General features: G+C 71.7%; 20 protein-coding genes. 10 read left to right on the top strand and 10 right to left on the bottom strand.

The annotated features are described in order from the left end of the window. The first annotated feature begins 60 nt into the window (after positions 1-60). The 4 genes from BUE44_RS10165 to BUE44_RS10150 all read left to right on the top strand — a co-directional run bounded on the left by BUE44_RS10165 (position 61) and on the right by BUE44_RS10150 (position 2,901). Positions 61-255 carry a hypothetical protein gene (locus BUE44_RS10165; RefSeq protein WP_073496382.1) on the top strand — a complete coding sequence of 65 codons (195 nt, stop codon included), beginning with the start codon at positions 61-63 and terminating at the stop codon, positions 253-255. A gap of 36 nt (positions 256-291) precedes the next feature. Beyond that, positions 292-831 (top strand): GNAT family N-acetyltransferase, encoded by a 540-nt coding sequence (locus BUE44_RS10160; RefSeq protein WP_073496380.1) that lies wholly within the window; start codon positions 292-294, stop codon positions 829-831. An 85-nt stretch (positions 832-916) separates the two neighbouring features. Then, positions 917-1,588, top strand: a complete 672-nt coding sequence (locus BUE44_RS10155) for a GntR family transcriptional regulator (RefSeq protein ID WP_073496378.1) — start codon at positions 917-919, stop codon at positions 1,586-1,588. Beyond that, the gene (locus BUE44_RS10150; protein WP_073496375.1) at positions 1,585-2,901 is read left to right on the top strand and encodes an MFS transporter; all 1,317 of its coding nucleotides are present in this window, start codon (positions 1,585-1,587) and stop codon (positions 2,899-2,901) included. Before BUE44_RS10155 ends, BUE44_RS10150 begins: the two co-directional genes overlap by 4 nt. 181 nt (positions 2,902-3,082) lie before the next feature. On the opposite strand, the gene BUE44_RS10145 is transcribed toward BUE44_RS10150, so the two are convergent. Beyond that, on the bottom strand, positions 3,083-3,907 hold the full coding sequence (locus BUE44_RS10145) for a maleylpyruvate isomerase family mycothiol-dependent enzyme (RefSeq protein ID WP_073496373.1): 825 nt from the start codon (positions 3,905-3,907) through the stop codon (positions 3,083-3,085). Between the two features lie 134 nt (positions 3,908-4,041). On the opposite strand from BUE44_RS10145, the gene BUE44_RS10140 reads away from it, so the two are divergent. After that, a complete protein-coding gene (locus BUE44_RS10140) occupies positions 4,042-4,839 on the top strand; it encodes a carbon-nitrogen family hydrolase (RefSeq protein WP_073496838.1) in 798 nt (265 codons plus the stop codon). Between the two features lie 9 nt (positions 4,840-4,848). Here BUE44_RS10140 and BUE44_RS10135 read toward each other — a convergent pair whose 3' ends face one another. Continuing rightward, entirely contained in the window at positions 4,849-5,328 is a 480-nt protein-coding gene (locus BUE44_RS10135; RefSeq protein ID WP_073496371.1) for an LURP-one-related/scramblase family protein, read from the bottom strand. Between the two features lie 40 nt (positions 5,329-5,368). Between BUE44_RS10135 and BUE44_RS10130 the strand changes: the two genes are divergently transcribed. Next, on the top strand, positions 5,369-7,204 hold the full coding sequence (locus tag BUE44_RS10130) for an NHL domain-containing thioredoxin family protein (protein WP_073496369.1): 1,836 nt from the start codon (positions 5,369-5,371) through the stop codon (positions 7,202-7,204). Between the two features lie 40 nt (positions 7,205-7,244). Here the strand turns inward: BUE44_RS10130 and BUE44_RS10125 are convergent, their stop codons facing one another. The 4 genes from BUE44_RS10125 to BUE44_RS10110 form a co-directional block, all read right to left on the bottom strand. Beyond that, positions 7,245-7,481, bottom strand: a complete 237-nt coding sequence (locus tag BUE44_RS10125) for a hypothetical protein (RefSeq protein ID WP_073496367.1) — start codon at positions 7,479-7,481, stop codon at positions 7,245-7,247. 45 nt (positions 7,482-7,526) lie between these two features. After that, positions 7,527-8,510: an AraC-like ligand-binding domain-containing protein gene (locus tag BUE44_RS10120; RefSeq protein WP_073496836.1), complete on the bottom strand. Its 984-nt coding sequence runs from the start codon at positions 8,508-8,510 to the stop codon at positions 7,527-7,529. A gap of 51 nt (positions 8,511-8,561) precedes the next feature. After that, a complete protein-coding gene (locus tag BUE44_RS10115; RefSeq protein ID WP_073496833.1) occupies positions 8,562-9,857 on the bottom strand; it encodes a M18 family aminopeptidase in 1,296 nt (431 codons plus the stop codon). A 100-nt stretch (positions 9,858-9,957) separates the two neighbouring features. Then, on the bottom strand, positions 9,958-11,784 hold the full coding sequence (locus BUE44_RS10110) for an acyl-CoA dehydrogenase (RefSeq protein ID WP_073496365.1): 1,827 nt from the start codon (positions 11,782-11,784) through the stop codon (positions 9,958-9,960). A gap of 187 nt (positions 11,785-11,971) precedes the next feature. Between BUE44_RS10110 and BUE44_RS10105 the strand changes: the two genes are divergently transcribed. Next, positions 11,972-12,415 carry an SseB family protein gene (locus BUE44_RS10105; protein ID WP_073496363.1) on the top strand — a complete coding sequence of 148 codons (444 nt, stop codon included), beginning with the start codon at positions 11,972-11,974 and terminating at the stop codon, positions 12,413-12,415. Between the two features lie 126 nt (positions 12,416-12,541). Further along, entirely contained in the window at positions 12,542-13,504 is a 963-nt protein-coding gene (locus tag BUE44_RS10100) for a pirin family protein (RefSeq protein WP_073496361.1), read from the top strand. Between the two features lie 107 nt (positions 13,505-13,611). On the opposite strand, the gene BUE44_RS10095 is transcribed toward BUE44_RS10100, so the two are convergent. Beyond that, complete coding sequence (locus BUE44_RS10095) at positions 13,612-16,032, bottom strand: tetratricopeptide repeat protein (RefSeq protein ID WP_073496358.1); 2,421 nt, start codon at positions 16,030-16,032, stop codon at positions 13,612-13,614. Positions 16,033-16,206: 174 nt separating this feature from the next. Here BUE44_RS10095 and BUE44_RS10090 point away from each other — a divergent pair, with 174 nt between their 5' ends. Beyond that, a complete protein-coding gene (locus BUE44_RS10090) occupies positions 16,207-16,746 on the top strand; it encodes a CYTH domain-containing protein (protein WP_073496356.1) in 540 nt (179 codons plus the stop codon). Positions 16,747-16,772: 26 nt separating this feature from the next. Here the strand turns inward: BUE44_RS10090 and BUE44_RS10085 are convergent, their stop codons facing one another. Beyond that, positions 16,773-16,964, bottom strand: a complete 192-nt coding sequence (locus tag BUE44_RS10085; protein ID WP_073496354.1) for a hypothetical protein — start codon at positions 16,962-16,964, stop codon at positions 16,773-16,775. Between the two features lie 11 nt (positions 16,965-16,975). Next, complete coding sequence (locus BUE44_RS10080; RefSeq protein ID WP_073496352.1) at positions 16,976-17,827, bottom strand: helix-turn-helix domain-containing protein; 852 nt, start codon at positions 17,825-17,827, stop codon at positions 16,976-16,978. 243 nt (positions 17,828-18,070) lie between these two features. Here BUE44_RS10080 and BUE44_RS10075 point away from each other — a divergent pair, with 243 nt between their 5' ends. Then, complete coding sequence (locus tag BUE44_RS10075; protein WP_073496350.1) at positions 18,071-18,487, top strand: ATP-binding protein; 417 nt, start codon at positions 18,071-18,073, stop codon at positions 18,485-18,487. 36 nt (positions 18,488-18,523) lie between these two features. On the opposite strand, the gene BUE44_RS10070 is transcribed toward BUE44_RS10075, so the two are convergent. Then, positions 18,524-20,575: a SpoIIE family protein phosphatase gene (locus tag BUE44_RS10070; protein WP_073496348.1), complete on the bottom strand. Its 2,052-nt coding sequence runs from the start codon at positions 20,573-20,575 to the stop codon at positions 18,524-18,526. Positions 20,576-20,712: the final 137 nt, after the last annotated feature.

Raw genomic sequence — 20,712 nt, 5'->3', positions numbered from 1 at the left:
GGAGCCTCCGCTTCCGCGTGTTGACCGCACACTGCGGGTGAATTGTGCTGCTATCACCGTATGGTCGTCTCTGTCTCCGTCGTCCTGCTGCTGTTCGTCATCGCGGCACTCCTGATGCGCAGCAAGAACCTCAAGGTCAGCCACGCGCTCGTGTGCGGCCTGCTCGGCTTCTTCCTGGCCGGTTCCAGCCTGGCGCCCACCATCCAGTCCACCGTGGCCTCGACCGCCGACCTGGTCAGCACGATCCGCCCGTAGCGCCGGTCCCGCAGAGTCGGTCGTTACGATGATCGGATGAGCGACGTCGACGATGTGCTGTTGCGGCCGGTAGGCGAGGGTGACCTCCCGACGCTGACCGGCATGCTGAACAGCCCCGAGGCCAGGGCGCCCTTCCAGTGGTTCGGCTGGCTGGACCCGGCCAGAACGGCCCGCGGCTGGGCGGAGAACGGCCTGCTCGGCCCGGACAACGGCCTGCTCATGGTGGCCACCGCCACCGAGCCACTCGGCTTCGTGTCCTGGCGGAAGATCGACGCCTCGGGCTACTCCTACTTCTGGAACATCGGCATCCTGCTGCTCCCCGACGCCCGCGGCCGCGGTGTCGGCACCCGCGCCCAGCGCCTGCTGGTCGACTACCTCTTCGCCCACACCCCCGTGGTCCGGATCGAGGCGGACACCGAGGCGACCAACTTCCCCGAGCAGCGCGCCCTGGAGAAGGCCGGGTTCACCCGCGAGGGCGTCCTGCGCAGCGTCGTCTTCCGCGACGGGCGGTGGCGCGACGCCATGCTCTACAGCATCATCCGCGACGACGTCGACGTCGCTGCCGCCGGAGCCTAGGCCGGGGGGCCGGGGGCGGGGCGGATCGTCCGGATCGCGGACGACGTCACGGGTGGCGGCCTGTTGTATCTATGATGTGCGCATCATGGATGCAGCAACCGTCACGACCCCGGTCGCCGTCAAGTCGCCGCCCGCCGCCGAGCGGGTGTATCTGCACGTCAAGGCAGGAGTGCTGGACCGCAGCTACGAAGGGGGGACGCTGCTGACCGAGGGCGACCTCGCCGAGGCCGTCGGGGTGTCGCGCACCCCGGTGCGGGAGGCGCTGCTGCGGCTGGAGGCGGAGGGGCTGCTCAAGCTCTATCCGAAGAAGGGCGCCCTGGTGCTGCCGGTCTCCGCGCAGGAGATCGCCGACGTCGTCGAGACCCGGCTGCTGGTCGAGCAGCACGCGGTCGCCAAGCTGGTGGGCGCGCTGCCGGAGCGGCTGGTCGCGCGTCTGGAGGAGCTGCTGGCCGAGCAGCGCCGGCACGCGGCCGCCGGCGACCTGGCGGCCTTCGCGGTCGCCGACCGCTGCTTCCACGCGGAGATCGTGCGCGCGGCCGGCAACCGTATCCTCGCCCAGCTCTACGACCAGCTGCGGGACCGCCAGTTGCGGATGGGGGTGGCCACGATGCACGCCGAGCCCAGCCGGGTCGCGAAGAACATCGAGGAGCACACCGAGATCCTGGACGCGCTGCGCCACGGCGGCGCGCGGCAGGCGGAGGGCGCCGTCCGCCGGCACCTGTCGCGGGTCAACACCCTGGCCCGGGGCGAGTCGTGACCGCGAAAACCCTGCCGGGCGACCCACCGGGCGGCCGGCGTGCCGTCCTGGTCTGGGGAGTCGGCACCCTGGTCTACCTGGTCGCGGTGGTGCACCGCACCAGCCTCGGCGTGGCCGGCATCGACGCCGCCGACCGCTTCCACATCGGCGCGTCCGCGCTGTCGTCCTTCTCGATACTCCAGGTCCTGGTCTACGCCGGCATGCAGATACCCGTCGGCCTGATGGTGGACCGTCTCGGCACCAAGCGGGTGCTGATGCTGGGCGCGGTGCTCTTCACCAGCGGCCAGCTGGCCTTCGCGCTGTCGCACTCGTACGGCATGGCGCTGGCCGCCCGCGCGGTGCTGGGCTGCGGTGACGCGATGACCTTCGTGAGCGTGCTGCGGCTCGGCTCGCGCTGGTTCCCGGCCCGCCGCGGGCCGATGATCGCGCAGGGCGCGGCCCTCTTCGGGGTGGCGGGCAACCTGGTCTCGACGGTCGCGCTGTCCCGGCTGCTGCACTCGGCGGGCTGGACGCCGACCTTCCTGGGCACGGCGATCGGCGGCGCCTTCGTGCTGCTGCTGGTGGCGCTCTTCCTGCAGGACCACCCCGAGGGCCACGAGCCCGCGCCGGCCGAACACGCGGGACCGGCGTACGTACGGCGGCAGATCGCGGCGTCCTGGGCGGAGCCGGGCACCCGGCTGGGGATGTGGACGCACTTCACCACGCAGTTCTCCGGCATGGTCTTCCTGCTGCTGTGGGGCCTGCCCTTCCTGGTCGAGGACCAGGGCCTGTCCCGCGGCACGGCGGGCAGCCTGCTGACCTTGGTGGTGCTGTCCAACATGGTCTTCGGGATGGTCTTCGGCCAGCTGATCTCCCGCCACCACGGGGCCAGGATGCCGCTGACGCTGGGCGTCATCGCGGCGACCGCGGGGGCCTGGGCGGCGGTTCTGGGCTGGCCCGGCGGGCAGGACCCGATGTGGCTGCTGGCGCTGCTGTGTGTGGTGCTGGGCGCCTGCGGTCCCGGCTCGATGATCGGCTTCGACTTCGCGCGCCCCGCCAACCCGCCGGAGCGCTTCGGCACGGCGTCGGGCATCGTCAACATCGGCGGCTTCACGGCGTCGATGCTGACCCTGCTGGCCATCGGCGTGCTGCTGGACGCCACCGGCGACAACTACCGGGTGGCCTGGAGCAGCGTCTTCGTCCTGCAGGCGATCGGCACCACCCAGATCCTGCGGCTGCACCGGCACAGCGAGCGCCTGGAGCGCGAGCGGATCGCCGTCAGCCGGGTGGAGAGCGTCCACCGCTCGTCGGCCGCCGCGGTCCGCGGGGAGTGAGCAGCCGCCCGCGCTCTGCCCATCGGGGCTCCGACTCGCTGATCCGACCGGTCGGTCGACCGGTCGGTTGACTCGGTCGGCTCCGTTGACGTCCCGCGAGGGGGCGGAAGTCTGTGCAAAGGGGCCGGTGCCGACGGGTGGGAACCCGTCGGTACCGGCCCCTGCGGGGTCCGGGAGCGTCTCAGCGCGTCACGGCGATGTGCTGCAGGATCGCCTCGGCCAGCGCCGTGTCACCCTCGATCTTCAGCCGGTCGGCGACCACGGCGGGCCGCACCCGGCCGGTCAGCAGCCGCAGGAAGGTCTCCCAGTCCAGCGCGAAGGTCACCGCGGGGCCGAGCGAGACCGCCGAGTCGATGGACCCGCGGCCCTCCGCGTTCACCCGCACCGTCCGCATGAACTCCAGCGGCCCGTGCACGTCGAAGACCACCGCGGACCCGGGCTTGGCGCCCGCGTCGTGCGCGACCAGCTTCGGCAGCGCCCGCAGCACGTAGTCGCGGGCCAGCACCGCCGCAGCCGAGGCGAGGTTGCCCGGGGTGTTCAGCGCCCTGCGCAGGTCCTGCTCGTGGGCCCACACGTCGAAGACGCGGCTCCACAGCTGCTCCTCCAGGGTGATCTCGCCGCCGCCGATCGCCCGTACCTCCTGGTCGGGCTGCCGCGACTCGTTGCGCAGCTGCCGCGACCTGCGGATGATCGTGTACTCCAGTTCGGAGGTCATCTCGGGGGCCGTGTGGTGCCGCCGGATGTCGACCGGCACCTCCGTGTAGCGGGCGGCCTCGCTGGTGATGTGCCGCAGGTCGCTGGGAAGGGTGTGGATCGGGCGCGGATCGCCGAGCAGTTCGCACTCGAAGCCGATGACGTGCGAGACGATGTCGCGCACCGACCAGTAGGGGCACTCCGTGGCGCGGTTCCACTCCCCCTCGGCCAGTGGGGACACCAGTTCGTTGATGGATTCTATGGAGTGGGTCCAGGCGTCGATGTACGGCTGGAGCTTGCTGTGGACGGTCACGGGACCCCTCGACGGATCGGTGCGCGGTCGTGGTGGTTGGCGCCTAAGTTACGCTGCGCGCGGGCGCCCACGCAGTGCTTTCGAGTGACGATGGTAGGCCCGGCTTGACGACCCAACGTATGGGCGGTGTCCAGGTGCGCGCAACGCTTCTCCAGATCGAGGTCGACCCGGCCGAGACGGCCGCCGACCGGCGGCGCCGTGCGGCCGCCCTCGTCCGCGCCCAGGCGGGCGCGGATCTTGTCGTGCTGCCCGAATTGTGGCCCGTCGGGGCCTTCGCCTCCGACGACTTCGCGGCCGGCGCCGAGCGCCTCGACGGCGGGCCCACCGCCGAGGCGATGAGCGCCGCCGCGCGGGACGCCGGGGTGTGGCTGCACGCCGGCTCCGTCGTCGAGCGCGACCCGTGGCCCGACGGGCCGCTCTACAACACCTCGCTGCTCTTCGCGCCCGACGGCACGCTGCACACCGCCTACCGCAAGATCCACCGCTTCGGCTTCGACCGGGGCGAGGCGGTGCTGATGGCGGGTGGCTCGCGGATCGTCACCGCCGCCCTCCCGCAGGGCGTGCTCGGGCTGGCCACCTGCTACGACCTGCGCTTCCCGGAGCAGTTCCGGCTGCTGGTGGACGCCGGCGCCGAGATGCTGGTCATCCCGGCGGGGTGGCCCGCCCGGCGCCTCGCGCACTGGCGGGTCCTCCTGCAGGCCCGGGCCATCGAGAACCAGGTCTTCGTCCTGGCCTGCGGCACTGCCGGTACGCACGCGGACGTGCCGCAGGCCGGCCACAGCATGGTCATCGACCCGTGGGGGGCCGTGCTGGCCGAGGCCGGCGCCGCCGAGGAGGTCCTCACCGTCGAGCTGGACCCCTCCCGGGTCGCGGCCACCCGCTCCGACTTCCCGGTCCTGCGCGACCGCGTCCTCGGGGCGCCGCCCCGGTAGCCGGGCGGGCTACTCCTTGGTGACCATGCGGTCGACGCAGACGGCCACGGCGATCAGCATCGCCGCGTCCGCGTCGTCGCGCTCCACGTCGATCGCGTAGCTGTCCCGGAGCGAGAACCAGCGGCGGGAGACGCGGGCGAGGCGCTCGCCCTCGTACTCGATGTCGAACTCCTTGCCGATGAGGTCGCCGCGGATCTCCAGTTCCTCCCCGGAGGCGAGGTCGGCGCGGTAGACCTCGTGCAGCAGGGCGTGCTTCTTGCGGACGGTGACCAGGACGTCGCCGTCGCGCTCGATGGTCATCGCGTCCCGCAGGGAGACCAGCTTCTTGTGGATGACGGCGACCACCGCGCCGGAGGGGTCCTGGAGCTCCAGGGTCTCCCTGATCCTGAGGACCTTGCCGTCGACGTAGAAGGCCCTGCGGCCGTTCTCGTCCTCGATCCAGTAGTCGTCGCCGATGGCGAACATCTTCTCCTGCACCACGTATTTCATGCGGGAATGCCTACCCCCCGTGATGCTGTTGGATGGGTGCATGACTGCACGTGCACGCGTCCGGGCGCCCGAGCTGGTCGGCAAGGGCGGCTGGCTGAATACGGGCGAGGCCACCCCCACCCTCGCCGACCTGCGCGGATCCATCGTGATCCTGGATTTCTGGACCTTCTGCTGCGTCAACTGCCTGCATGTCCTCGATGAGCTGCGGGCGCTGGAGGAGCGGCACCGTGACACCGTGGTGATCGTCGGTGTGCACTCTCCGAAGTTCGTGCACGAGGCGGAGCACCAGGCCGTGGTGGACGCCGTCGAGCGGTACGAGGTGCACCACCCGGTGCTCGACGACCCGGAGCTGGCGACGTGGCGGCAGTACGCGGTCCGCGCGTGGCCGACGCTGGTGGTGATCGACCCGGAGGGCTACGTGGTCGCGCAGCACGCCGGCGAGGGCCACGCCCACGCGCTGGAGCAGCTGGTCACGGAGCTGGAGGTCGAGCACGGGGCGAAGGGCACCCTGCGGCGCGGCGACGGCGTGTACGTGCCGCCGGAGCCGGTGGCCACCGACCTGCGCTTTCCGGGGAAGATGCTGGCGCTGCCCGGCTCGGGGCACTACCTGGTGTCGGACTCGACGCGGCATGCCCTGGTGGAGCTGGCGGCGGACGGCGAGAGCGTCGTACGCCGGATCGGCACCGGTGAGCGCGGCTTCGCCGACGGGGACGCGGCGACCGCGCGGTTCAGCGAGCCGCAGGGACTGGCGATGCTGCCCGACGGCGGCGTGATCGTGGCGGACACCGTCAACCACGCGCTGCGGCGGCTCGACCTGGAGAGCGGCCGGGTCACGACGGTGGCCGGCACCGGGCGCCAGTGGTGGCAGGGTTCGCCGACCAGTGGCAAGGCGCGCGAGGTGGACCTGTCGTCACCGTGGGACGTGGCCTGGTTCGAGGACCGGGTGTGGATCGCGATGGCCGGTGTGCACCAGCTGTGGGCGTACGACCCGGCGACCGGCCGGGTCGAGGTCGCGGCGGGCACAACCAACGAGGGCCTGGTCGACGGCCGCGCCGCCGACGCCTGGTTCGCGCAGCCGTCGGGGCTGGCGGCGGCCGGGGCCCGGCTGTGGGTCGCGGACTCGGAGACGTCGGCACTGCGCTGGGTGGAACGGGCCACCGACGGCGAGGGGTACGTCATCCGTACGGCCGTCGGCACCGGCCTGTTCGACTTCGGCCACCGCGACGGCCCGGCCGGGCAGGCGCTGCTCCAGCACCCGCTCGGGGTGACCGGGCTGCCCGACGGCTCGGTCGCGATCAGCGACACGTACAACAACGCGCTGCGCCGCTACGACCCGGACAGCGGCGAGGTCAGCACGCTGGCGACCGACCTGCGCGAGCCGTCGGACGCCGCCGTGGTGGACGGGGACATCGTGGTGGTGGAGTCGGCCCGGCACCGGCTGACCCGGATGCGCCTGCCGGAAGAGGCGGTACGGGTCGAGGCGGTCGCCCACCGCACGCAGCGGGCCGCCACCGATGTCGCAGCCGGGCCTTTCCGCCTCGACGTGGTCTTCTCGGCGCCCGCCGGCCAGAAGCTGGACGAGCGCTACGGCCCCTCGACCCGGCTGCTGGTCAGCGCGACCCCGCCGGAACTGCTCGCGGACGGTGCGGGCAAGGGCACGGATCTCTTCCGTGACCTGGTGCTCGACCCGTCCGTGAGCGAGGGGGTCCTGCATGTCTCGGCCATGGCGGCGTCCTGCGACGACGACCCGGCCAACGAATACCCGGCCTGCCATGTGCACCAGCAGGACTGGGGTGTCCCGGTCCGGCTGACCGACACCGGCGGGAGCCGGCTCGCACTGGTCCTGGCAGGGATGGACGCGCCGTCCGACCAGTAGTGCCGGTCGTGCCGGTCGTGCCGGTCGTGCCCGTCAGCGCTCAGTAGCGCCGGTCGGTGTAGTAGCGCTCCTCGACCACGGGCGGCACGTCGCCGTCCGCGGTCGGCGGGATCCTGCGCCGCTTGAAGATGCTCACATAGGCGGCCATACCGATCACGCCGACGGCCATCATGATCAGGCCGAGCAGGTCCATGTTGACGCCCTTGGCGTGCCAGTCCGTCGCGAAGGTGATGATCGCACCTATCGCGATCAGGATGATGCACCCTCCGATACCCACGATGTCCGCCTCCAGAGGTGGAGTTGAATGCTCCTCAGGAGCCGCCTACCCCGCGTCGAGCGCTGAAACGTCGGCCCCGTGGCGGTAGTCGGTGGGAGCGGCGCCGTAGGCGGCGCGGAAGGCGCGGGTGAAGGTGGCGTGGTCCCTGAAGCCCCAGCGGACCGCGATGACGTGCACCGGTGTGGCCGCCAGCGCCGGGTCGCCGAGGTCGCGCAGGGCGGACCGGAGCCGCTGGGCGCGGATGAAGGCGGCCACGGTGGTGCCCTCGGTCCTGAAGAGCCGGTGCAGGTGGCTGCGGGAGATGTAGTGCGCGGCGGCGATGCAGCCGGGGTTCAGGTCGGGGTCGTTCAGGTGCTCGCGGATGAAGGCCTGCACGGCGAGCAGCAGGGTGCGGTGGCGGGTCTCCGGCTGGAGGGCGGCGTCCGCCTCCGCCACGTGCGCGAACATCGCGGTGACCAGGTCGCACAGGACCCCGCCGAGGCGGTGGGCGTCGGCCGGCCCGTAGGCACCGCTGTCGGAGGAGACCTGGGTGGCGAACTGCGCCACCAGCGCGCCGATCCCCTCCCGCCCCGAGATCGGGCGGCCGATGGCCTGCCGGGCCTTGTCCCACGGCAAGCCCAGCCGCGCTTTGGGCACCTCGATGCCGATCGAGGTGATCGGCCCGGCGCCGGTCGCGATCTCGTAGGGCACCGAGGTGTCGTTGGTGAAGATGTCGTACGTGCCGTACTCGGCCTCCGCCTTGCCCCAGGTCACCACCGCGTCGCCGCGCAGGACGAGCGAGAGGTGGCAGTGCTCCGGGTCGGACTGCCGGATCAGCCTCGGGGTGCGCAGGAAGACCAGCTGCTGGTAGGTGGCCGGCCAGAGCGTCACCTCGCCGAGGGTGATCAGCCGCAAGTGCGCCTGGTAGTCGGCCGCGTGATCGCTGGTGAGGTGCATGGGCGAGTTGGTCCGGCTCATCACCGCCTCCCAGGCGTCGAATCTCTCCGACGCCGGCAGGTCGTCGCTCCGGAAGATCGTCTCGCTCAGCATCTCGCCCACCCCGGGGGACTCGGCCGTCAGATGGTCGTGGCCGCTACGTGGTCATGCGGTCAGGAAGGCGGTCAGCGCGGCCGCCAGGTATGCCGGGTCGTCCGCGCCGCACAGCTCGCGGGCGGAGTGCATCGACAGGATCGGCACACCGATGTCGACCGTCTTGATGCCGTGGCGGGCCGCGGTGATGGGGCCGATCGTCGTCCCGCACGGCATCGCGTTGTGGGACACGAAGTGCTGAAAGGGTACGCCCGCGGCCTCGCACGCCGCCGCGAAGACGGCGCGGCCGACGCCGTCGGTGGAGTAGCGCTGGTTGACGTTGGTCTTGAGGATCGGGCCGCCGTTGGCGCGGGGGTGGTGCGTCGGGTCGTGCTTCTCGGCGTAGTTGGGGTGCACGGCGTGGCCGACGTCGGAGGAGACGTGGACGGTGCCGGCCAGCGCCCGCAGCCGGTCCTCGTAGGCGCCGCCGCGGGCGTGGACCGAGCGCTTCATGACGTTGCCGAGCAGCGGCCCCTGCGCGCCGGTGTCGGACCCGCTGCCGTTCTCCTCGTGGTCGAACGCGGCGAGCACCGGGATGAAGTCGAGGTCGCCGGACTCGACGGCGGCCAGCAGCGCCGCGGTGCAGGCGTGCACGGACAGCTGGTTGTCCAGCCGCGGGCAGGCGAGCAGTTCGCGGTCGCGGCCCAGGTAGGCGGGGGGCTGCACGTCGTAGGCCATGAGGTCCCAGCCCGCGACGTCGTCGGCGTCCAGGCCCGCCTCGGCGGCGAGGAAGTCGATGAGGTCGCCGTCGTGCGCGTCGCCGAGGCCCCACAGCGGCTGGAGGTGCCGCTGGCGGTCGAGGTTGAGCCCGGTGTCGTTGACGCCGCGGTCGAGGTGCACGGCGAGCTGGGCGACCCGCAGCAGCGGGCGGTCGACGTCGACCAGGGCGGTGGAGCCGTCGCGCAGCGACAGCCGGCCGGCCAGGCCCAGGTCGCGGTCCAGCCAGCTGTTGAGCAGCGGGCCGCCGTAGATCTCGACGGCGACCTGCCGCCAGCCGGCCGTGCCCATGTCGGGGCGCGGCTTGACCCGCAGGTTGGGGGAGTCGGTGTGGGCGCCGATCACCCGGAAGGGCGTCTCGGGGGGCGCGCCCTCGGGGACGTACCAGGCGATGACGGCGCCGCCGCGCAGCACGTACTTCCCGCCGGCCTCCGCGTCCCAGGCGTCGGTCTCGGTGACCCGGCGGAATCCGGCCTTCTCCAGCCGGGCCGCGACCGCGGCGACCACGTGGTACGGGGACGGTGCCGCCTGGACGAACGCGGCGAGGTCGTCGGTGTGGGTGCGGTCGAAAGTGCGCGGTGGCTTGCTCATACCGGCCAGCATAGGAAACGCCGGGCGCCGTCACCTCGTCGGTGGCGGCACCCGGCGCGAAGCCGGTACGAACCCGGTACGGGCCCGGTACGGGCCTTGGTCAGAAGGCCTCTTCCGGCAGGTCCATCACGTCGAGCGTGACGGCCTCCGCCATCGCGCGCTGCACCCCGACGCCCGGCAGGATGTTCGTCGCGAAGAACTTCGCCGCGGCGACCTTGCCGGTGTAGAAGGCGGTGTCCTTCTGCGACGCGGACGGCAGCTTGTCCAGCGCCACCCCCGCGCCCCGCAGCAGCAGGTAGGCAACCACTACGTCACCGGAGGCCAGCAGCAGCCGGGTGGTGTTCAGGCCGACCTTGTAGATCGAGCGGACGTCCTGCTCGGTGGCCGCCAGGTCGGCCAGCATGGTGCCGACGATGGCCTCCAGGTCGGCGGCGGCCTTCGCGAGCTGGTCGCGCGCGTCGGCCAGCTCCGCCCCGCCGGTGGCCTCGGCCAGGAACTTCTTGATCTCCTCGCTCAGCGCGGTCAGCGCCTGCCCCTGGTCGCGGACGATCTTCCGGAAGAAGTAGTCCTGGCCCTGGATCGCGGTGGTGCCCTCGTAGAGGGTGTCGATCTTGGCGTCCCTGATGTACTGCTCGACCGGGTACTCCTGGAGGTAGCCGGAGCCGCCGTAGGTCTGCAGGGACTGGGCGAGCTGCTCGTAGGACTTCTCCGAGCCGTAGCCCTTGACGATCGGCAGCAGCAGGTCGTTCAGCCCGTTCAGCTGCTTGGTGTCGGCGCCGGTGGCCTCGGCGACCTGGATCGCGTCCTGGACGGAGGCGGTGTAGAGGACCAGGGCGCGCATGCCCTCGGCGTACGCCTTCTGCGTCATCAGCGAGCGGCGCACGTCGGGGTGGTGGGTGATGGTGACCTTGGGCGCGGTCTTGTCCATGAACTGCGCCAGGTCGGGGCCCTGGACCCGCTCCTTGGCATACTCCAGCGCGTTCAGATACCCGGTCGACAGGGTGGCTATGGCCTTCGTGCCGACCATCATCCGGGCGAACTCGATGATCCGGAACATCTGCCGGATGCCGTCGTGCTTGTCGCCGATCAGCCAGCCCTTGGCGGGGTGCTTGTCGCCGAAGGTCATCTCGCAGGTGTTGGACGCCTTCAGGCCCATCTTGTGCTCGACGTTGGTGGCGTAGACGCCGTTGCGCGCGCCCAGCTCGCCGGTCTCCGGGTCGAACTCGTACTTCGGGACCATGAACAGCGACAGGCCCTTGGTGCCCGGTCCCGCGCCCTCGGGGCGCGCCAGCACGTAGTGGATGATGTTCTCGGACATGTCGTGCTCGCCCGAGGTGATAAAGCGCTTGACGCCCTCGATGTGCCAGCTGCCGTCGTCCTGCTTGACGGCCTTCGTACGGCCCGCGCCGACGTCGGAGCCCGCGTCGGGCTCGGTGAGGACCATGGTCGAGCCCCACTGCTTCTCGACCGCGAGGGCGGCGATCTTCTTCTGCTCCTCGGTGCCCTCGTCGTAGAGGATGCCGGCGAAGGCCGGGCCGGACGAATACATCCAGATCGCCGGGTTCGAGCCGAGCACCAGCTCGGCGTACGACCAGATCAGGGAGCGGGGCGCGGTGGTGCCGCCGATCTCCTCGGGCAGGCCGAGCCGCCAGTATTCGGCGTCCATGAAGGCCGCGTAGCTCTTCTTGAACGTGTCGGGTATCGGCGCGGTGTTGGTGTCGGGGTCGAAGACCGGCGGATTGCGGTCGGTGTCCGCGAAGGACTCGGCCAGCTCGTTCTCCGCCAGCCGGGTCAGCTCGGCCAGCACGTCCCTGGCCGTGTCGGCGTCCATGTCGGCGAAGGGACCCGTGCCGTAGAGCTGGTCGCGGCCGAGCACCTCGAAGAGGTTGAACTCGATGTCGCGGAGGTTCGACTTGTAGTGGCCCATGACGACGGCTCCGTATCGCTGCTGCAGGCACTCTGCTGATGTCACAAAAGCTGTATCCACATGATGCTACCCGTCAGTAATAAGAAGCAACCCCCGACGGGTGGATGTGACGGGTTCCTCGTTCCCCGGCGGCCGGTTCGCGACCGTTCCCCGATAGGCCCCGCCTGTCCCCGTTACGCTAGGGCCCGTGTACGGCTACGACCAGAGCGTGAATCCCGGCCAAGGCGCGGCCCCCGGCGGACCTGCGCCCATGTCCGGCTACCCTGAGCCCTCGCCGCCGTCCCTGGCCGACGCCGTACGCGCCTTCACTACCGGCTCGCTGTCCGCCGAGGACTTCCAGGCGATCTTCGCCACCTCCAAGGTCTACTGCCCGCGCGGCGAGAACCCCGGCTTCCTGGCGCTGCACGACACGCAGCAGCCGGTGATCCCGATGTTCAGCTCCCTCAAGGAGCTGCGGCGCTACGCCGGCAAGGAGTCGAAGTATTTCGTGATCACCGGCGCCGAGGTGCTCGACCTGCTGCCGACCGGCTACGGCTTCGTGCTCGACATCGACGGCCAGCACCGGATGGTCTTCGACGCGAAGGCGGTCGAGCAGATGGTCGACTTCACCATGCGCCGGATGTACGGCTAGGTACGCTTTCCTCCCCGTTCGTCCATCTCTTCGCATCTCCCTGACGGGTGAGGGAATGGTCACGCGTTGCTAGATGTTCAGTCTTCAACTACATTGGATGCGGAACATCCCCCCAAGGAGGCCCCCATGCCCGCCGTGACCGTTGAGAACCCGTTGACCCTGCCGCGCGTCACCGCCCCCGCCGACGGCCGGCCCCGCCAGGCCCTCGCCGTCAGCACCGCGCCCAGCGGGCTCGAAGGGGAGGGCTTCCCGGTCCGCCGCGCCTTCGCCGGCATCGACTACCGCCAGCTCGACCCGTTCATCATGATGGACCAGATGGGCGAGGTGGATTACGCGGCCGGCGAGCCCAAGGGCACCCCCTGGCACCCGCACCGCGGCTTCGAGACCGTCACCTACATCATGGACGGCACCTTCATCCACCAGGACTCGCACGGCGGTGGCGGCACCATCACCAACGGCGACACCCAGTGGATGACCGCCGGGTCCGGGCTGCTGCACATCGAGACCCCGCCGGAGTCGCTCGTCCTCAGCGGCGGGCTCTTCCACGGCCTCCAGCTGTGGGTGAACCTCCCGAAGGCCGACAAGATGATGCCCCCGAAGTACCAGGACATCAGGGCCGGCGGCCTGAAGCTGCTCACCTCCGCGGACGGCGGCGCCCTCATCCGGCTGATCGCCGGCGACATCGGCGGCCACACGGGACCCGGCTCCACCCACACGCCGATCACCATGACCCACGTGTCCCTCAACGCCGGTGCCTCGGTCACCCTCCCGTGGCGCCCCGACTTCAACGCCCTCGCCTACGGCCTGGCCGGCACCGGTTTCGCCGGCCCGCAGGGCCGCCCCTTCGCCATGGGGCAGGCGGTCGTCTTCGGCCCCGGCGACACGCTGACCGTGCGCGCCGCCGAGACCCAGGACTCCCGCTCGGCGAACTTCGAGTTCGTCCTGCTCGGCGGGCTCCCCATCCGCGAGCCGATGATGCAGTACGGCCCGTTCGTGATGAACACCCACGCCGAGCTGGCGCAGGCTTTCGACGACTTCCAGGCCGGGCGCCTCGGCACGATCCCGGCGGACTCGCCCTACGGGCGGTGAGTTTCCGGGGGCTCGGCCGTCGGGGGCTCAGCCTTCTGGGCTGAGCCCCCGGGCTGCGCTTCCCGGGCTCGGGGTGAGCTTTCGCGGTACGACGGCCAGGCGGCTTGCTACGCCTGGCCGTCGTGCTGCTGCTGCCGTACCTCTTCGAGGATGGCCAGCGTCTCGTCCGCCTTCCGGGGATCGTCGGTCTGGCGGAAGATGTCGGCGGCGACGGTGAAGGCGGTGACGGCTTCGTCGAACCGGCGTAGCTCTTGGAGGATGAGGCCCAGGTTTTTCAGGGCTTGGCCCTCGCCGTAGCGGTTGTCGGTCTCCCGGCAGATTTCCAGGTCCTGCTGGAGGGCGATGATGGCTTCGTCGTACCTGTCGAGTAAGCGTAGGGCGAGGCCGAGGTTGTTGAGGGCTGTGCCTTCGTGGTGGCGATCGCCGGTCCGGTGGAACGCGTCCGCCGCCTGGGCGGCGAGGACGGACCAGTCGTCGAAGTGGCGGCGGAAGTTGAGGTAACGCGCGAGGGCGAAGCTCAGTGCGGTGTGGGCTTCGTGGTCGGCCGGTCCGGCGGTGGCCGCCGCGGTGAGGTTGGTGCGCTCCGCGTCCAGCCACGCCAAGGCCTGCTCGCGCCCGGTGAACAGGTCGGAGACGGGCTCGCCGGCGCGGGTCTCCATATAGGTGTCGGCCGCCTGGGCGGTGCTGAGGTAGTGGTCCAGCAGGCGGCCGAGCGCCGCCTCGCGGTCGTCGTCCGCCGCATGGCGCCGGCCGTGCTCGTCGGCGTGCAGCCGCAGCAGGTCGTGGAAGCGCCAGCGGCCCCAGACCGGGGCGGGCTCGATGAGATGGGCCGCCGCCAGGTCGCTGAGCAGGTGCTCGGTGGTGGCCTCGTCGCCGTCGCCCGTCAGGTGGTGGGCCGCCGTGGTGGAGATGTCGGGGCCGGAATTCAGCGGCAGCAGGCGGAAGAGGCGCTGCTGGGCGGGCGTCAGGTGGTGGTACGACAGGTCGAAGGCGCCGCGCACCGCGCGGTCCGCGCGGCTGAGGTGGTCGAGCCGGGAGTGCCCGGCGCGCAGGGCGGCGGTGAGCGAGGCGATCGGGCGGCGTGGGGTGTCGACCAGGAGTGCGGCGGTGATCCGCAGGGCCAGCGGCAGGCCCCCGCACAGCCGGCCCAGGTCCATGGTGGCGTCGGGGTCGTCGGCGGCGCGGGTGTCGGACGGGCCTAGGGCCTGGTGCAGCTCCTGGCGGATGAGGTCGGCCGCGGCCTCGGCGTCGAGGACGTCGAGGCTGTGCACGCGGGCGCCCAGAGCGAGGGTGTTGCGCGAGGTGATCAGGGCGGGCGTGGTGCCGTCGCCCGGCAGCAGCGGCAGCAGCGGCAGCACCTGCTCCTCGCTGCTCGCGTTGTCGATGACCAGGAGCGTCCGCTCGCCCCGGCTGGTGCGGGCGGTCAGGGCCGAGCGCAGCAGCGCGGAGCGTGCGGGGACCCCGGGCGGGATGTCGTCGGCGGAGGTACCGAGGGTGCGCAGGAAGCCGTCGAGGGCGTCGGCGGCGCCGACCCGCCGGCCGGGGTCGGGGTCGTAGCCGTTGAGGTCGGCGAACAGCGCGCCGCCCGGGAACCAGCCGGGTTCCAGCAGCGCGCGCTCAGCGCTCTGGAGGGCCAGTTCCGTCTTGCCGACACCGCCCATCCCCGCCACGGCCTGCACCAGCACCGGCCGCTGCCCGCCGCCGCCGGGGGCGAGCAGCGCGAGCAGCGCCCGTACGTCCTCCTCGCGGCCGGTGAACGTACGCGACCGCGGCGGCAGGCCCGCCAGCGCCTCGGTGGGCTCGACGGATAACGAGCGGTCCACGCCCTCGGCGGCCAGCAGGAGGCGGCGCAGCGTGGTGAAGGTCCGGTGATCGGCCGTAGTGGCCTTGAGGATGGTGGCGTGGTCACCGGGCAGCGCCGCCGCGTCCGGGAAGACGCTCTGCGCGGACGCGGGGCGTACGACGCCGTCGCTCTCCCCGGCATAGACCGAGAAGGGGATCGGGCAGGTGCGGTCGGTGACCCCGGTGGCGTTCACCGCGTCCCGCAGCACCGTGCGCAGGGTGTGCGTCACCTGCTCGTTCAGCGGCCGCAGCTGGCTCTCCTGCGGATGGCCGGACCCGAGCACAGTGCGGCGCAGCGAAAGGTACAGCTCTGAACCGTTGTTGGGGCAGGCCAGCATGACCACCCGCCGGACGCGGGCCAGTTCGCGCCCCCGCCCGTCCCCGAGCATCCGCGCGAGGCAGCGCTGCACGACAAGGCCGCCCTGGCTGTGCGACACGAGCACCAGGTGTTCGTACGCGCCCGCCTCGGTGGCCAGGTACTCCCTGAGGCTGTCCGCGGCGGTGTCGATCCCCGGGAAGACCCGCAGCGGATGCACCCGCTTCAGCCCGGTCGCGTACGAGAAGGCCAGCGTGCTGGCAAAGCCGAGCCCCTTGTCGGCCGCGATCAGCTTCCGCAGCGGGTCCCATGCCTTCGGTCCGGACCTGATCCCGTGCACCAGCACCACGCCCAGCCGGTTCTCGCGCACCTGGCCACCCCCTGCCCCGAACCCGCGGAGCCCCACGTTAAGCCTCCCGGCCCGCCCTGCGTGCGGACTCCCGCAAACCGCCATCTCCCGGATGTACGGGGGCGTGTGCGCGCCTCAGCGCAGTGCGGGAAGATGCTCGCCGATCACCCACCGGAAGCTGGGAGGCCATGTCCCATGGCGCAGGTCGAGTTCGAAATGCGAGCACTTGAGGTCGACACCGCCGACATCGCCCGGCGCATCGCGGCGGCGGGCGGCGAGCACGTGGCCGACCGGCTGATGCGCCGCTTCGTCTACGACATCCGCCCCGGCGAGCAGGGCCGCTGGATGCGGCTTCGCGACACGGGCAGCGAGGTGACGCTGTGCGTCAAGGAGATCAGCGATGACGCCGTCGACGGCACCCGAGAGACAGAGACGACGGTCGGCGACTTCGACGTGACCCACGAACTCCTCGGCCTCCTGGGCTTCCAGCCCAAGGCGTACCAGGAGAACCGCCGGTCGTCCTGGCTGCTGGACGGCGTCCGCCTGGAGATCGACTCGTGGCCGCGGATTCCGCCCTACCTGGAGATCGAGGCCGACGACGCCGATCAGGTGTGGGCGACCGCGGACCGCCTGGCCCTCCCCCGTCACGCGCTGACGGGTGCGAACACCACGGCCCTGTACGCCAGCTACGGCATCGACCTGGCGGGCATCAGCGATCTGCGGTTCGCCGACTGATCGGCTGGCGCCGGCGTGACCAGGCCCTAGAGCAGGTGGTCGGCCTTGCCGGCCTTGATCTCGGCGATCAGCGCTTGCAGCGCTTCGCGCGAGTCGGTGAGGTAGCGGTCCTCCTGGCCCGCGACGGCTATGTACGCGTTGCCGTCCGCGTCCGTACCGATGCGGAAGCAGTTGCTGCCGTCCTGGCAGAAGGGGGCTTCCCAGGTGATGTCGGACACGGTGGACTCTCCTAGAGCTGGGACGCGATGGCGTGCATGAGGTCGAGGGTCTTCTCCGGCGGGAGGGCAATGCGTTGCATCTCGTCGAGTTGCAGCCGGTACTTGCTCAACTGCGCCTCGGGGTGGATGAATTCCACGACCGTGGCGCGGTCCAGCTCGACGGTGTCCAGGCGGGGGAGCTGGGCGCGGGCGTACAGGATGGACTGGCCCGAGCCGGGGAAGGCGCCCGCCGAGAACGGGATGGCCTGGATCGTGACGTTGGCGCGGTCGGCGGCGGCCATGAGGTGCGCGAGCTGGTTGCGCAGTACCGTACGGCCGCCCACCTCGGTACGTAGCGCTCCCTCGTGGATGACGAGTTCGTACGGCGGGGCGTCCGGGCGGTCGATGGCCTGGTGGCGTTGCACGCGGTGGGCGACCCTGGCCTCGAACTCCGCCTCGGGGAGCGGCGGGATGGCGGCGCGGAAGAGAGCGCGCGCGTAGGCCTCGGTCTGGAACTGGCCCGGCATGTGGGTCATCGTGCTGACCCGCAGGCCGTAGGCGTGCCACTCCAGTTCGGCGATGTCCAGGAAGGTCGAGGGAAGCACGTCCCGGTAGTCCTCCCACCAGCCGTGCACGCGGTCGCCGCACATCGCGACCAGTGCGTCGACCAGCGCCTGGTCGGTGCATTCGTAGGCGAAGGCGATCCGCCGCACGCGCTCGGAGCTGACCCCGTGGCGTCCGGCCTCGGTGCTGGAGATGACGGTCCGGTTGGTGTCCAACAGGGCGGCTGCCTGTTCGGTGGACAGTCCGGCGTCCTCCCGCAGTTTGCGGAGTTCCGCACCCAGGCGCTGTTGGCGCGCGCTCGGGTTGCTTCTCGGCGGCATGTGGGTCCCCTCCCGCGTGTGCTCAGTCTGTCGTGCCAGGCCGGGGCTGGTCCAACGATCCGTCAGGAATCGGTAGCACATGTAACCCGGATGCCCTACCGTAGTACGCACGCTACTACGCGTCACTCGCCGGAAGCGCACCGCGTGAGCCTGCCCATCCGCCCTGGAAGGGGTGGGCTCACGACCAGGGCGGCATGCCACCGGCGGCGGCGCCGAAAACTCACCCTCACAACGGAGTTCGCCATGCCCGAAATCCCCGTCGTGCCCGCCCTCTGGCGGTTCCCGGCTCATCCCGCCTCGGTGGGCCGTGCCCGGCACGCGGTAATGGAGGCGTTGCCGTACGGGCTGCCGCCCCAACTGCACGCCGAGCTGGGGTTCATCACCAGCGAGCTGGTCACCAACGCCATCCGGCACGGCGCGTGCGCCGACGCGGACGAGGTGGTCGAACTCGTGCTGTGGCCCACAGACGGCCACTACTGGCTGGCGGTCTCCGACCCGGGGCCGGGCAAGCCCGCGGTGGACCACCGTCCTTCGCCCGACACCGAGTCGGGCCGCGGGCTGCTGCTCGTGGACGCGCTCGCCGACGCCTGGGCGGTCGTGCCGCGCCCGTACCGCGGGAAGTCGGTCGTCGCCGGGCTGGCCCTGCCCTCGCCCGGGTGACGCACCACCGCAGGCGGCCCCGCGCGTCCGGGAAAGCTACGGCGTCCGCGCCGCCTCGTACAGCTCGAACCAGGTGGACTTGCCGTCGCCGCGGGGATCGACTCCCCAGGCGTCGGCCAGCTCCTCCATCAGGAGGAGGCCGCGGCCCGAGGAGGCCATCTCGCCGGGGGAGCGGAGGTGCGGCATGTCGTCCGAGGGGTCGCCGACGGCGACGTGGAGGCGCCGGGTGCCGGGCATGCCGGTCACCTGGGCCAGGAGGAGGGCGTCGCCCTCGGTGTGGACCAGGACGTTCGTGACCAGCTCGGAGGTCAGCAGGACGGCGGACTCGACCTGATCGGGCGAGGCCCAGTCGTGGAGCAGCGCGCGGATGTCCTCGCGGCAGGAGCGGATCTGGCCGGGGTCGTCCTGGGAGACGGTCTGGACGGTGCGGCGGACCGGGACCGCGCAACTCGGGCCGTCGGCGTTGCGGCGCAGCAGGACCAGGGCGATGTCGTCCTCGCGGCGGTCGGTGAGCGGGCCCGGGGCGTGGTGCGAGGCGGGGCCGTGGACGGCGCCGACCAGGGAGTCGGCGAGGACCTCCAGGTCGTTCGCGGGACCGGCGGCAAGCGCCTGGGACAGCCTGCGCCAGCCGGTCTCCAGGTCGTGGCCGCCGGTCTCGATCAGGCCGTCGGTGCACATCAGCAGCACTTCTCCGGGCTCCAGGACCATCTTGGTGGTGGGGTAGTCGGTGTCCGGCTCGATGCCGAGCGGCAGGCCCACGGCGGTGCGCCGCACGATCGTGGTGCCGTCGCCGAGGCGGATCGCCGGTTCGGGATGGCCGGCGCGGACCATGTCCAGAGTGCCGGTGAGCGGGTCGATCTCGACGTACAGGCAGGTCGCGAAGCGGACGTCGGAGGGGGCGTGGTGCTCGTCGCCGAGCCCGGCCAGGAACCGGGACGTCCGCGACAGCACCGCGTCGGGCCCGTGGCCCTCGGCGGCGTACGCCCGCAGCGCGACCCGCAGCTGTCCCATCAGGCCCGCGGCCCTGATGTCGTGGCCCTGGACGTCGCCGATGACGATCGCCGTACGGCCCGAGGGCAGGTCGATCACGTCGTACCAGTCGCCGCCGACCTGGAGGCCGCCGCCGGTGGGAACGTAGCGGGCGGCCACCGCCATCCCGCTGACGCCGGGCTTGCGCGTGGGCAGCATCGTGCGCTGGATGCCGTCGGTCAGCGCCCGCTCCGACTCGTGCAGGCCCGCCCTGGACAGGGCCTGGCCGAGCAGCCGGGCGACGGTGGTGAGCACCGAGCGCTCGTCGGGGGTGAAGGCGACGGGTTCGCGGAAGGCCGCCAGCCAGGCGCCGATCGTGGTCCCGGCGACGATCAGCGGCAGATACGCCCACGACACCCGCCCGTACGGCTCGACCAGCGGCCAGGTCGTCGGGAAACGCCGCGCGTATTCCTCCGGCGAGGTCACGTAGACCGCACGGCCGGTACGGGCCACCAGCGCCGCCGGGTAGTCGGTGGACAGCGGCATGTCGAGGAGGGCGGCGTCGGCGATCTCCTGCCCGTGGTGGCCGATCATCTCCAGCCGGTCGCCCTCCACCCCGAAGACGGCGAGGCCGTCGGGGGAGAAGCCGGGCATCGACAGGGTCGCCGCGACCCGCAGGACGTCGCCGGTGGAGTCCGCCTCGGCGAGCGCCCGGCCCGCGTCCAGCAGGAAGGCCTCCCTGGCCCGCCGCCAGTCCCCGCTCGCCGTGCCCGTCCGGCGCTGCGCGCTGCGCACCTCGTGCAGGGTGCCGCTGATCATGTCCCCGCGCGGCGCGACCCGGGCGCGCAGCGTGCGCAGCACGGAGCCGTCGTCGCCGACCACCCGCACCAGGGACTCCGCGACCGTGCCCTCGGCCGCGGCCAGCGAGACCGCGGCGTTCAGCGACACGTAGTCGCCCGCGTGGAGGCAGGCCCTCACCGCGCTGGAGCGGTGCGTGGCGGCGCCCCCCGACAGACCGAGCAGGCGCGCCGCACAACCGTCCACCGTGACATTGCCGGTGCCCTCGTCCCACTGCCAGAGGCCGGAGCCGACCGCGGCGAGGACCTCCTCGGAGTGCATTGCCCCAGTTTATGGGTTCTCGGATGCTATGGGCCAATGTGCACCACTTGCTCATGCCGCGTATACGCGGATGAGGAGGCGCCTCCGGCGCCGGTAGGCTGTGCGGGACCCCACCCTCGCGACGACCTGACGACTTG

Source organism: Actinacidiphila paucisporea, from assembly GCF_900142575.1.
In the GTDB taxonomy this organism is placed as follows: domain Bacteria; phylum Actinomycetota; class Actinomycetes; order Streptomycetales; family Streptomycetaceae; genus Actinacidiphila; species Actinacidiphila paucisporea.
The sequence above is the reverse complement of the archived record's forward strand: the minus strand, read 5'-3'. Positions and strand labels throughout refer to the sequence as shown.